The sequence below is a fragment of the Clostridia bacterium genome, from assembly GCA_036562685.1.
Lineage (GTDB): Bacteria > Bacillota > Clostridia > Christensenellales > DUVY01 > DUVY01.
The window spans coordinates 1-13896 of the sequence record DATCJR010000089.1; the positions used below are offsets into that span (position 1 = coordinate 1).

At 35.9% G+C, this 13896-nt stretch carries 11 protein-coding genes; 5 read left to right on the forward strand and 6 right to left on the reverse strand.

Annotated features, from left to right (window positions below):
• Nucleotides 1-258 (forward strand): hypothetical protein (locus tag VIL26_03840; protein HEY8390064.1); only part of this gene is annotated, 258 nt, incomplete at its 5' end.
• A 342-nt stretch (nt 259-600) separates the two neighbouring features.
• On the opposite strand, the gene ligD is transcribed toward VIL26_03840, so the two are convergent.
• Together ligD and rbsK are read right to left on the reverse strand one after the other, a co-directional pair.
• On the reverse strand, nt 601-3075 hold the full coding sequence (gene ligD / locus VIL26_03845; GenBank protein HEY8390065.1) for a DNA ligase D: 2475 nt from the start codon (nt 3073-3075) through the stop codon (nt 601-603).
• A 111-nt stretch (nt 3076-3186) separates the two neighbouring features.
• A complete protein-coding gene (rbsK, locus tag VIL26_03850) occupies nt 3187-4092 on the reverse strand; it encodes a ribokinase (GenBank protein ID HEY8390066.1) in 906 nt (301 codons plus the stop codon).
• A 263-nt stretch (nt 4093-4355) separates the two neighbouring features.
• Here rbsK and pyk point away from each other — a divergent pair, with 263 nt between their 5' ends.
• Nucleotides 4356-5774, forward strand: a complete 1419-nt coding sequence (pyk, locus tag VIL26_03855) for a pyruvate kinase (GenBank protein ID HEY8390067.1) — start codon at nt 4356-4358, stop codon at nt 5772-5774.
• A gap of 36 nt (nt 5775-5810) precedes the next feature.
• Here the strand turns inward: pyk and VIL26_03860 are convergent, their stop codons facing one another.
• The 3 genes from VIL26_03860 to VIL26_03870 are packed head-to-tail and all read right to left on the reverse strand — an operon-like array spanning nt 5811 to nt 10075.
• Nucleotides 5811-6437, reverse strand: a complete 627-nt coding sequence (locus VIL26_03860; GenBank protein HEY8390068.1) for an isochorismatase family protein — start codon at nt 6435-6437, stop codon at nt 5811-5813.
• A 36-nt stretch (nt 6438-6473) separates the two neighbouring features.
• Nucleotides 6474-8261, reverse strand: a complete 1788-nt coding sequence (locus VIL26_03865) for an ABC transporter ATP-binding protein (GenBank protein HEY8390069.1) — start codon at nt 8259-8261, stop codon at nt 6474-6476.
• Nucleotides 8261-10075, reverse strand: a complete 1815-nt coding sequence (locus VIL26_03870; GenBank protein ID HEY8390070.1) for an ABC transporter ATP-binding protein — start codon at nt 10073-10075, stop codon at nt 8261-8263. Before VIL26_03870 ends, VIL26_03865 begins: the two co-directional genes overlap by 1 nt.
• Nucleotides 10076-10276: 201 nt before the next feature.
• On the opposite strand from VIL26_03870, the gene VIL26_03875 reads away from it, so the two are divergent.
• The 3 genes from VIL26_03875 (at nt 10277) to cysS (ending at nt 12790) form a co-directional block, all read left to right on the forward strand.
• Nucleotides 10277-10669, forward strand: a complete 393-nt coding sequence (locus tag VIL26_03875; protein ID HEY8390071.1) for a hypothetical protein — start codon at nt 10277-10279, stop codon at nt 10667-10669.
• Nucleotides 10670-10755: 86 nt separating this feature from the next.
• Complete coding sequence (gene epsC / locus VIL26_03880) at nt 10756-11412, forward strand: serine O-acetyltransferase EpsC (GenBank protein ID HEY8390072.1); 657 nt, start codon at nt 10756-10758, stop codon at nt 11410-11412.
• Nucleotides 11396-12790: a cysteine--tRNA ligase gene (gene cysS / locus VIL26_03885; protein HEY8390073.1), complete on the forward strand. Its 1395-nt coding sequence runs from the start codon at nt 11396-11398 to the stop codon at nt 12788-12790. The genes epsC and cysS overlap by 17 nt, the downstream gene beginning before the upstream one ends.
• Nucleotides 12791-12908: 118 nt before the next feature.
• On the opposite strand, the gene VIL26_03890 is transcribed toward cysS, so the two are convergent.
• Nucleotides 12909-13703, reverse strand: coding sequence for a hypothetical protein (locus tag VIL26_03890; protein HEY8390074.1), 795 nt, complete (start codon nt 13701-13703; stop codon nt 12909-12911).
• Between the last annotated feature and the right edge of the window lie 193 nt (nt 13704-13896).

The window sequence follows — 13896 nt, forward strand, 5'->3', positions numbered from 1 at the left end:
ATAGGCGGCGGTCTAAATATATTCTTCCTTGTTGCTACCATTCTAGGCTTGTTTGGCTCAAAAATTATTCCGCAAGTTATCCGGATGGATGCGCTCAAATTGTTTAACTATGTTTCTATAATTTCCCTGTTTGATGTAATATCAATTTTGGACGGAACTTTTGCTTTCTTGTGGAAACTAGCCATATTGCTTGTTATCGGAATTATATGCTACTCAATTTCATTTGTAAAATTTGATAAAAAAGATTTGCCTTTATAATTAATAATAATGTTCTCTTTTATAAAAAAGGTCATACCAGTTAGGTATGACCTTTTTTATCACTTTTCACTTCAATTTATGGTTTTTCATAATAATTTTTTTGACTTTTCAAGATGCTAAAAATAATTCTATGGCGCTGTTATATCTGATCTTTCTAATTCCGTTTTAAAAAATTAAGCAATCAAAAAAATCGGTCTAAAAAGAAATATTGATAAAGCATCATTTAGATGATCTTAAGGGTATGTGAGTTGATTATCTTTCAGATACAGGAGACAACATAGAATAAAATTGTTGGTATAATCTTCTTATATTATTTATATATCTTCTAGATTTTGATTCTGATTATATTTTTAGCTCCTGCTTTATATTATAAAAATCTTTCCAAGGATCTTCTTGCTTAATTTTGTCTAATGCTTTTTGCATATCTATACCATTTGGGTCTACAGTGTCAAGCTCTTCCCAGCTTATAGGCATAGAAACACGTGCGCCCGGACGAGCACGCAAAGAATATGGTGCGACACTAGTAGCGCCTCTGCCGTTTCGCGCCCAATCAATAAATATTCTGCCTTTTCGCCTGATTTTTCTTATGTTGTCCGTGTATTTATCCGGCCATTTATTTTTCATAACTTCTGCTACGCGCTTAGCAAAATCATGAAATGCTTCCCATCCAGCAGAGGGAACAAAAGGTACGACCACATGATAACCCTTGCCTCCGCTTGTTTTAAGAAAACTAATTAGCGACAGACTATCAAGAACACTTTTTATATCCCTTACGCCTTGGCGTATTTGCTCTAACTCCATGTCCTCATCAGGATCAAGATCAAAAACCATCATATCAGGTTTTTCAAGATTATCTATACGGCTTCCCCAAACATGAAATTCTAATGTGCCCATTTGAACTTCGGAAATCAGACCAGTAGCGTTTTGAATATAGCAGTAATTCTCTTCTATTCCGTCAGAATTGGCAATTGGAATAATCGCGACACCTTTTCCCAGCGTCTTAGGATGCTTTTTTATAAAGCATGCTTCGTCAATGCCCTTAGGACAGCGGACAATGCTAAGAACTCGGTTGCCGACATAAGGCAACATCCTTTGGGCGACTTGAGCATAATATTTGACTACATCAAACTTTGTTATCAAAGGCTGTTGATACAAAACCTTGTCTGGATTGCTGATCTTTACTCCGCTAAAAATAACAGTACCGTCTGCCTTCTTTTCGAAATCACTATTAGGTGATTTTTCTTCTATTTTTATATCCTTTCGTTTTGGCTCCTTGATTTCTTTATTATCTGCCTTTTCCATTACGACATCTTTAGGATTCTTGTCGCTTCGTAAGCCCTTGAAACTTGCCTGTCTTAGCTGGTTTTCTTCTGTCCATTCAGCAAAGCTTACCTCTGCTACAAAATGAGGTTTTAGCCATATTATTTTTTCGTCTTTTCTTTTTTTGGGCGGTTTTATAAAATCAGGATTTTCTTGCTTATATTTATCAAACTTTTTTTCTAGCTCTAGTCTATCTTTTTCACTAAAGCCTGTGCCAGCCCGCCCTGTATAAACTAGATCGTTGCCATTATAAACACCTAATAGCACTGAACTTATGCCGCTTGTTTTTTTACCAGAAACGGCATAACCGCCGATTACAAATTCCTGTCTTTTGCCGCATTTTATCTTAATCCAATCACCGTTTCTTGCTCCGCTGTATACAGAATCGGCTTTTTTGCCTACTATTCCTTCCATTCCTAATCTACAAGCCGCCGAAAAACTTTGATCGCCGTTTCCTTTTACATGCTTACTGTAATATAGATTATTTGGAGCATCCTGCATAAGCGTTTGTAAAATTTCTTTTCTGTCTATTAATTTCTTGTCCCTTAAGTCATTGCCGTCTAAAGCCAAAATGTCAAAGACAATATATGTAAGCTTATTTTCTCTCCTAGCTTTCATATAGTTTTGCAGAGCCTGAAAATCAGTCTTGCCTTTTTCATCAATCACTACCACTTCCCCGTCCAAAACCATAGCTCTGCCCGCCGCCCATGTCGATATAGAAGAAGCTATCTCAAAAAACTGTTTTGAAAAATCTTTGCCGTTTCTTGTAATTAGCCTTACATTATTTTCTTCCACAAACGCCATAATCCTGTACCCGTCATATTTGAGTTCAAAAAGCCAGTCGTCGCTTTTGGGTATAGTATCTACTAGCTTGGCCAATTTAACATCAGCTTTGTCGAATGGATTTTTTTTAAAATTGGCGTCCTCATTGTTCTTTATCTGATCCATTGTGCGCCCTGTGGCTATACTTGTCTGATATGAAGAAATGCCATCGCTGTCTTGCGCGTATTCATCTTTTTCTTTTAATAAAATCCAATTTTCTTTATTATCTTTTTCATCAGTCTTTAACCTGACCAATGCCCAATTTCCTTTAAGTCTGCTTCCGTTAAGACGAAATTTTAGCGTTCCGTCTTTTAGCCCTTGATCGACATTGTCATATAGCGGCTCCCAGTATCCTTGATCCCATAGCATTACAGTGCCGCCGCCGTATTGCCCTTTTGGAATCGTGCCTTCAAAATCTTTGTAATCAAGTGGATGATCTTCTACATGAATCGCTAGTCTTTTATCCTGCGGGTTATATGACGGACCTTTGGGAACTGCCCAGCTTAGGAGCACTCCGTTCCATTCAAGTCTAAAATCATAATGATCTCTTCTTGCTATATGGTGCTGTACGACAAAACTAAGGCGATCGGATTGCGTATCTTTTAGCTCGCCTTCAGGTTCAAGCGTTTTTTCAAAATCTCTTTTTTGTTTATATTCTTCTAGTCTTGGCATAATACATCAAAACAATCTTTTCTTAGTATTATTGGCTATTTTTATATAGTTTATCCATAAAAAACAAAACGGCTGTAAAAGAATTACAGCCGTTGATATTATTAATTATTTTTCTTATCCAAAATATTTTACTACATCTTCATAATAAGGTATTGACTGCATTGCGCCTTTTTTGGTAACAGTCAAAGCGCTGGCTTTAGATCCCCATTGCATAGCCTCTACCATTGTTTTGCCTTTGCTTAATTCGGAAGCTAAGCTGCCCAAAAATGTATCGCCTGCTGATGTTGTATCTAGTGCTTTTACTTTTTGTGCTGGTATATATTCTATAACATCTTTTTGCAGCAAAACAGATCCTTTGCTTCCTAAGGTAATAATCAATGTTGTTATGCCAAAGTTTGAAAAAATTTGATAAGCCTTTTTGTAATCTCCTTCATTATTAGGATAAACGCCTGCTAAGATTTCACATTCTGTTTCGTTGAGGACTATTATATCGCAATTAGATAAAATCTTCTTACCTAGCTTTACTGCAGGGGCTGGATTGAGTATAGTAATCAATTCTTTTTGCTTTGCGGTTTTTAAGGTGTATTCCACAATATCCAAAGGTATTTCCAATTGACAAATCACTATATCGCCTTTTTGCGCTGGTTCGAGCGCTTTATCCACCATTTCCTTAGTTATCTTATGGTTAGCTCCTGCGTCAAGAATTATCCTGTTGTCCCCGTTTTCCACAACAATTACGGCAATCCCACTTGCACCTTGGGTTTTTGTGAGAAAGTCCGTATTTACGCCATATCCTATCAGCGCCTGATTGAGTTCTTGCCCAAAAACATCGTTGCCTATACAGCCTACCATAAAAGTTTGAGTACCCATTTTGGCACTTGCCACTGCTTGATTAGCACCCTTGCCGCCCGGATTGGTCATAAAACCATAGCCGCTTATCGTTTCTCCATTTTTAGGCATACGGTCGACATTTATTACTATATCCATATTGACGCTGCCGACTACAAATATCTTACCCATTCTCCACCTCTTTTGTACTTTTATGTTAAGTTTATAGACTTGATGTTTTACTGTCAATTAAAAAATCCGATTTAAATAGTATAAAAACAGATAATTTTTATATTTTGATAAACTTGCTTTTTTTATGCAAAATAATATTAAAATATAAAATAATATAATAATATAAAAATTTTTATAAGGGTATTACCCCTGTTTGTGTTTGAAATAAGTGTGTGTTATAATTACACGGGGAAAATTGGGAATCTATTTTTGGAGAATAAAATATGATCAGAAAAACTAAAATTATCGCTACTATGGGTCCTGCCATAGAAAACGAGGACACTTTGAAACAGCTAATGCTAGCAGGAATGGATGTTGTTCGACTAAACTTCTCCCATGAAACTCACGAAGCACATGCTAGAAGAATAGAAATGATCAAAAAGGTTAGAGATGAACTTAATCTGCCTATCTCCATATTGCTAGATACCAGAGGTCCCGAAATAAGATTAAAAACTTTTGAAAATGGAAAAGTTGTATTAGAAAAAGGTCAGAAGTTTGTGCTTACCACTGATGATATAGTAGGCAATAAAGAGAGAGTAAGCATTACATATAAAAGACTTCCGATGTGCATTAAAGAAGGCACTTCTCTTCTTATTAATGATGGATTGATAGAATTAAGAGTTGATGAAATTGTTAAAAATGATATCATCTGTACTGTTATAGACGGCGGAGTTTTGAGCAACAGCAAAAGCGTTAACATACCCTCTTGCCCTATTGACATGCCTTATCTATCCAAAAAAGACGAAGAAGATATTCTTTTTGGAATTAAACAAGATGTAGATTATATCGCTCTGTCTTTCGTAAGATCCGCAGATGATGTAAAAGAAGTAAGAAATCTTCTTAACCGCAACGGCGGAGAAGAAATAGAATTAATAGCCAAGATAGAAAACCGTCAGGGCGTAGACAATGTAGATGAGATTATAAAATATTCAGACGGAATTATGGTCGCTAGAGGCGATATGGGCGTAGAAATACCTTTTGTTGAACTGCCCGCTATTCAAAAGGACATAATAAAAAAATGTTATCGCGCAGGAAAAAAGGTAATAACCGCCACTCAGATGCTAGAATCCATGATCCATGCACCCAGACCTACAAGAGCTGAAATTTCTGATGTCGCCAATGCAGTATTTGACGGCACAAGTGCAATAATGTTGAGCGGAGAAACTGCAATTGGTGAGTATCCTTTGCAAACAGTAAAAACCATGGCTTCTATCGCACTGTATGCCGAAAACACTATTAATTACAAAAAACGTTTTGCTGCACTTGAAATGGGAATAAAAAGCATTTCGGATGCTGTGTCTCACGCAACCTGCGCTGCTGCTATGGATCTTAACGCGACAGCCATTTTAGTAGTAACTCAAAGCGGTTCTACCGCTAGAATGATAAGCAGTTTCCGTCCTGCACCGCCCATTGTTGCTGTTACTACGAGCAAAAAAGTATTTTATAAGTTAGCACTTAGCTGGGGCGTTGTACCCGCTTTGGGCGTTATGCAAAACAATACTGACTTATTATTTGAACATGCTGTAGATTGCGCCAAAAAAACAGGCGTGGTAAAAAGCGGCGATATAGTAGTAATCACAGCAGGAGTTCCTGTCGGATTCTCAGGTAATACCAATATACTTAAAATTGAGCATGTAAAATAAATTTTAAAAGCACCCTTAAAATAAGGGTGCTTTTTATTAAACAAGACCTTTAAAAATTCTTACTCCGGATTGTTCCATATTTTTAAACGCAAAAACATTCATAAGTTCTGCATTATGCATGGGTGCGTCATAAGTATCCACATATTCCGTAAAGACCAAAACATTACCTGTTTTTCTGATTTCATTGAAATAAGCCCTTAAAGACAGAGCAAATTGCATTACGCATATATCCGTACAGTCGCCCATAATGATATAGTTGTCATAAAGATTGACATCAGCATATTTTAAAAAGTTAAAGATACCGTTAGTGCTATCCTTTTCGATAATCACACCTTTGTGTCGGGCTATATCGGGCACAATCTTTTGTTCTTCTGGAGTATGGCAATGAGGCGGATAGTCCGCAAATTCCAAAGAATCCGGAGTATGCACATCATTGACAAAAAACTTTATCGCGTTGGGCAAATAGTCCAAAGCACCTGCAATACGGTCAATCAATGACTTAATGCGAGGGCTTGCCAATGCTCCCTTTTGGCAAAAGCCGGCGACCATATCCAAAATCACAACAGCACATCTAGAATTATTGTAAGTGCGAGCCATCAAATTAGGCTTGTTCTGATACTCGATTTCCAAACAATTAAGTTCTTTGATTTGCTTTTCTGTCATAGCTTTACCTTACCTTTTATATATAATATGCAAGTTTTATTTTTTGGTCTGGAGCTGATAATACGCACCGCACTTAGCCATAAGTTCGTCATGCGTACCTGCTTCCATAATGCCCTTGTTGCCTATATATAAGATGCAATCGGCTTTTCTTATTGTTGATAATCTGTGAGCTATTATAAAACTGGTACGGCCTTTAAGTATTTTTTCCAAAACTGCTTGAATTTTGGTTTCTGTTTCTGTATCTACAGAGCTTGTCGCCTCATCCAAAATCAATATCTTAGGATCGCAAAGAATAGTACGGGCAAATGACAAAAGCTGTATTTCGCCGCCCGAAAGTCCTGCACCCTTTTCGCCAAATACATGATTATATCCTTCAGGGAAGCGGCGAATAAACTCATCGCAATATGCCATCTTAGCCGCATTGATGCACTCTTCATCTGTAGCATCAGGTCTTGCATATCTTATGTTTTCCATTACGGTTCCGCTAAAGATAAATGAATCTTGCATCATTACGCCGACTTGGCTTCTTAAGGAATGAAGTTTGACGTCATTTATATTATGACCGTCAATCAAAATTCTGCCTTGGTCCGGTTCATAAAAACGGCTCAAAAGATTGACTACGGTTGTTTTTCCTGCACCGGTAGGACCTACTAGTGCTATAGTCTTGCCTGCAGGAACTTCTAGATTAAAGTTTTCCAAAATGTTATTGCCCTTTTCATAAGCAAATGAAACATTTTCAAACTTAACATCGCCTTTTATAGGAGGCAGGTCATAAGCGTCTTCATGGTCGGTTATTGAAGGCGGAGTGTCCAAAGTTTCAAAGATTCTTTCTAGGTTTGAACTTGCAACAGACAACTGCTGTACATAGTTTGATATATTATTCAAAGGTCCAGAAAACATTCCTAAATAGCCGACAAAAGCTACCAAAAGTCCAGGCGATACACTCTGAACACCTTGATAAATAATCAATAAATATGCCAATACATAAATGCTTATTTGTCCAAGGTTCCAAAAGAAGTCCATCGCAGGAAAAAACAATTCGTTAAATCTTGTTACACTGACCCATCCTCTGTTACATTGGTTGTTAAGGTCATTGTAAATATCGCAATTAGTATCAGTTCTGTTAAAGGCCTTGGTAACCTGAATTCCGTTTATGTTTTCTGCTATATAGGCGGTACGGTTGCTTGTTTTGTTCCTGAAATTGCGGTATCTTAAATGAATTTTTGAACGCAAAAAAGTAAGCACAAAAAACAACGGGATTATACATACCGTTACAACCAAAGCAAACCTATAATCCAGCGCATATAAGAAAACAAGAATAAGTATAACCTTTACGCTGTCTGTTATAAATCCTACAACTGTGCTTGCCAAAATGTTGGCCAATTCATCTATATAGCTAGTTACTCTTACCAATATTTTTCCTGCGGGGCGAGAATCAAAATAATCAAAAGATAATTCTTGAAGGTGTCTAAATAATTCGCCTCTTAGATCTCTTATAATCCTATAAGAGTTTTTGGTCATAACTCTCGATTTTATAAAGTTAAATAAAATATCGCTTGTTGCCACCAATGCCCATGCTATTAATATTACAATAGCAAGCGTTACATAGTAAGGTACTCTTGAGGATTTATCTAGAATTTTATCAATTATTATTCTATTAAAATAAGAAGGCAATAACGCAACCGCACCCATTACCATCATAAAGATGGTTATAAGAATAAATGCTTTTTTATAGGGCTTGATATATGACAAAATTCTCAAAATCATTTTGCCATTAAACTTGGCTTCTATCTGTTCATCTTCAAAATATCTGTTGCGTGCCATTATAGTATCTCCTGAAAAGTTGCCTGCTGTTTTTTGAAAATATCAGCATATCTTCCGTTTAGTTTCATCAGTTCTTCATGAGTTCCGCGTTCTACAATTTCGCCATCTTCAAGATAAATTATTTCATCACAGAAATAAACTGATGCCGCTCTATGCGCCGCAATAACCAAAGTCTTTCCTGCGTATTCGGTGTTTAAAGACTGCACTATTTTTCGCTCTGTCTCTAGGTCAAGCGCACTTGTTGCATCATCTAACAACAAAATAGGTGCGTTTTTTAATAAAGCTCTTGCTATTGATACTCTTTGCTTTTGTCCACCTGACAAGCCTACACCTCTTTCGCCCACTATCGTATCGTAGCCTTGAGGAAGTTTGGTTATAAAATCATGGGCTTGGGCTGCCTTGGCTGCTTTTATGACTTCTTCTTGAGGCGCATCCGGATTATAAAATGCTATGTTAGAGTCGATAGTGTTGGAAAACAGGAATACATCCTGCATTACATAGCCAAACTGTCTTCTAACGTCTTCTAGTTTTAGATTTCTCAAATCTGTTCCATTAATCATGACTTCGCCTTGAGTTGTTTCATAAAATCTAGCCATTAGCTTTAACAATGAAGATTTTCCAGAACCTGTTTTGCCCATAATGCCCAGACGTTTTCCGTAAGGCAAATCAAGAGTTATATTTTTGAGTATTGGCTTTTCATCTATGGTTAAGCTTGCATTATCCATTTTAAGATGAGGCTTTTCAGTTATAGGCAGTGCGTCTGGTTTATCTGTGATAACATTGCTGGTATTGATAAATGTAAACAATCTGTTGGCGCAAACCATAGATTGCTGTAATTGTCCAGCATAGTTTGAAATATTAACCAAAGGGTTAGTGATAAGTCCGATATATGATACAAACGAACTAAACTCACCCACGGTAATTTTTCCGTTTATGCCTAAGAATATGGTTATAATGATTGATCCCAAATATGCTATTTGAGAAAATGATGAAAATATAGCGGAGTATCTGCTCCATACTTGAGTATGTTGAAAATACGAATTTTTATAGTTTTCGTTTCGATTATCAAATTTCTTTATTTCTTGTTTTTCTGCGGCATAGGCTTTTACAATTCTTATTCCGTTAATATTTTCTTGGACGCAAGAGTTAAGCTCAATTGAACGGTTTCTTATATTGTTATAAACTCCGCGCATGCTTTTCATATAAATTCTTGATGTAAACGCCATAGCGATGCCGACGCACAAAGGTAAAATTGCAAGCGCCCAGTGAATTCTTGTAATGAATATTGTAGCTACAATAACATTTATAAAACTCTCTAAGCTCAAAGGCAAATAGTGCAAAAACATATCCTTAATCATTACAACATCGGATTGAGCGATACTCAAAAGCTCGCCGCTTGTATAACGACTAAGAACTGAAGAATTTTGCGTAATAATTTTTCTAAATGCTACATTTCTCAAATCCTTTTCGCAATCCACTGCTCTGCTATGACCAAGATTCCATCTGATATAATGTGATATATGTCTATAAAAAACCAAAATAGCATATAAACATATAAGCACTATTAAGGTTTTTGTGATATTTGCTGACAAATCTGGTCCGACTATCTTTTGAATAAGCGGCAAAAATATACTAGATGATTGCTTTTCGGACGCCTTGCCCAACACAGGCATAATAACTGCATCCAGCATAAGCTGAATGACCTGAGGCATTAATTGAGAAACTAAAATCCAGGAACAACCTAATAAACAGCAGAAGACAAAAACAAACCAGTGTTTTTTAAAATAACCCCACGCCTGCCAAAACGCATTCATTAAAAACCCTTTTTTCTCCTTAGTAAATGTTAAGGATATAATAACATATTAAATTTAAAAGTAAACAATTTTAACAATGTGTTTGATAATTAAATTTACTGTTTCTAATATGTAAATTCTGGAACTTTTTTATGTGACTATTAAACATAAGCATAAATTGACTTTATAATATTGCTAATATATAATGGTTATGCTAATATAATGAATAATTTGGATTTCACAAAAAAATTAATACGTCTTAGAATAGCTACAAGAAGAATTTGTTCTTTAGAGGACAAAGAAAAAAAGCTTATCTCATTAAAAACAAAAATTTTGTTTTTGTTGTATCTGTATGGAGAAATGACTCCCAATCAGATAATTGATATATTAAAGATAAGCAAGCCCAATCTCACCGTTTTGGGACATCAGCTTCAAGAGGAAAAATTAATTCAAAAAACCTCGCTTGCGGATAAGCGAAACATTATCTACAAAATCACGGATGAGGGAAAATTGAATATGGAAGCCAAATTAGATAAAATTAGTGTTACTACTAATGATAAAAAAGTTTTAGATGCAATTGACACAGTATTAGATTTTCTTGAAAACATTCAATAGTTTTCCCTACAAAAAAATTAATGCTTTGACCTTTATTATGTTTTGCGGCATATAAAATAGTAATAACATTTTTGGACATATAATTTATGAGTAAAATAAAGATGGATCTAGAAGCGGCGTTAAGAAACGACCCTGCCGCAAAGAGCAAATTGGAAGTAATATTAACCTATTCAGGCTTTCATGCTGTTTTGGCATACCGAATAGCGCATTTTGTTTATAAAAGACTAAAGCTAAGACTGCTTGCTCGAATAATAAGCCAGATCGCAAGATTTTTTACGGGCATAGAAATTCATCCTGCGGCAGAAATTGAAGGTGGGCTTTTTATTGATCATGGCAGCGGTGTGGTTATAGGCGAAACTACTGAGATAGGAAAAAACTGTACATTATATCAAGGCGTTACCTTGGGCGGAACTGGAAAAGACACAGGAAAACGTCACCCTACCTTGAAAGACAATGTTATGGTAAGTGCGGGTGCAAAAGTGCTTGGTCCTATCACTATTGGGGAAGGCAGCAAAATAGGTGCAGGCAGCGTTGTTTTGATAAATGTTCCATCTAACAGTACAGTTGTAGGAATTCCTGGACGCGTAGTTAGAAGATATGGAAAAAAGACCAACGAACTTGATCAGACATTCCCCGATCCCTTATTAGAAGAATTTGCAAGGCTGTCTAATGAAATAGAAGCTTTGCACAAAAAAATAGAAATCTTAGAAAGTAAAGGTAAAGATAATGCTCAAATTGTATAACACAATGACCAGACAAAAGGAAGAATTTAAGTCGATAGTAGATGGACAAGTGAGTATGTACTCTTGCGGTCCTACTGTATATAATTTTGCACATATAGGCAATATGCGGACTTATATCTTTGTGGACACATTAAGACGAGTACTAAAGCACAACGGCTATAAGCTAAACGGGGTTATGAACATAACAGATGTCGGACATCTTGAGTCTGACAGCGATACAGGCGAAGACAAAATGGAAGCTTCTGCTAAGCGTGAAAATCGTTCGCCTTACGAAATAGCAGATTTTTATACAAAGGCTTTCTTTGAAGACCTAGAAAAGCTTAATATTCAAAAGCCCGAACATATTCCTAAAGCTACTGATTATATAAAAGAAATGATTGAATTTGTTCAGGGTTTGATGCAAAAAGGCTACGCCTATGAAACTTCGGATGGAATATATTTTGATATATCCAAGTTTGAAGATTATGGCAAGCTTAGCAGAATTAATCTTGAAGAACAGATCGCTGGGGCAAGAGTAGAAGTCAATGAAGAAAAACGCAATCCTTATGACTTTGCGCTATGGAAAAAAGCACCAAAAGAACATATCATGCAATGGCAAAGTCCGTGGGGAATGGGCTATCCTGGCTGGCATATAGAATGCTCTGCATTGGGCAGGAAATTTTTAGGAGATGTTTTTGATATACACACTGGCGGCGTGGACCATATTCCTATTCATCATGAAAATGAAATTGCGCAAACCGAAGCACTAAACGGCAAGCCCGCAGTTAACTACTGGATGCATAGCGAGTTTATGATGGTCAATAACGGCAAGATGTCAAAATCATTGGGCAACACTTATACCATATCTGACTTACAAAAAATGGGCTACGATCCTATGGATTTTAGATATTTTTGCCTAAACACTCATTATAGAAAAAAGCTCAACTTTACTTTTGAAGGACTTGACGGTGCTAAGGTCGCAAGAAAAAGACTTATAGATCAAATTAATGCTCATAGACTGTCTCAAGATAATGAAGTTGACTTGACACAATACTACAATCAATTTGATGATGCCGTTAACGATGACCTTAATATTCCTCTTGCTTTGGGCGTATTATGGACAGCATTAAAAGAACAAAAGAGCAAAAAAATATATGAATTTTCATTATATGCGGACAAGGTATTGGGTCTAAAAATAGAACAAAGTGTTTTGGCACTCAATCAAGAAAATCAAGAACAAAGCGATATACCTAAAGAAATAGAAGATTTAGCTCAAAAAAGACTAGAAGCAAAAAAAGCCAAAAATTACGCCTTGGCAGATGAGTTAAGAAATCAAATATCTCAGCGAGGTTACACTATAATTGATATTTCTCAAGGCTACAAAATAACTAAGAACTAAATAAAAGCCCTTAAATAAAATATTTAAGGGCTATTTTATTATAACATACTAAAACTCTGCAAATAAAAAAGCATTAATCTATTAAGACTAATGCTTTTATTTATTCAAGTTTTAAAGATTAAGCGTAAACCTTCATAGCTTTGTCATAAGCTGCTTTAACAACAGTCATATATCCAACGAAGCCAGTTAAAGTAGCGCCTGTGTTTACATCTCCGATATAGATTTTGTTATCGTTATCGCGAGTAATGCCTTCCAAATCAGCTGATGTATAATTAACGCCATTTTCTTTTACATAGTTTTCCATAGCTTCCATGTTAGCTTTCCAGCCCATTCCATTGCTACCTGCAGGCCAGTAGTTGCTGGTTGATTTGAACAATGAGGTGTAAGAGTTATTAGCACCATCATATTCATCTACAAAATTATCTCCAAATTTCTTAAGGATCTTGAAGTTGCCATTCTTAGCTGCTTCATAATAATATTTTACTAGATCCTTATTGCCCATCATATCTTCAACAAGGTTATCAATTTCTCCACCTATTTCAGCATATACAGGAGTAGCATGGTTACCTGAACCATTTACAGCGGTTGCTTCAAATTTCTTATCTCCAATTCTGATATACTTTGCAAAAGTAGCTTCACCGTCAGTGCTTGTAACAGTATCAGTAATTGCTGAGTTTTGTCCACCTTGTTTGGTCCATCTATCAGTTAAGAGGACTTCATCCAACTTAATAGCTGATACTTTGCCTTCTTTGTTTACTGTTATATCAACAACAACAAAGTAATATGATCCTTCAGCATTAACCAAATCATAAGCTGTTGCTGAGCTTGTTGCAGGTTTTCCGCAACCGAAAACGCTTGCGAATAGTCCAACTGACATAACTAAAGTCAGCATAGAAATCAAAAACTTTTTCATTATTTTTATTCTCCTTAAAAAAATTTTTATCTTATTAGATTTTTTGCCTTGAAAATTTTGTCACTCAAAATATAACACACAGCCTATCCTTTGTAAAGTAAATTGATTATGCATTATCAATCGGAATTATTGTTAAATATTATATATTACTAGTTTTGCTTTATGTGATAATTTTATGTAAAAAAACAGTAAA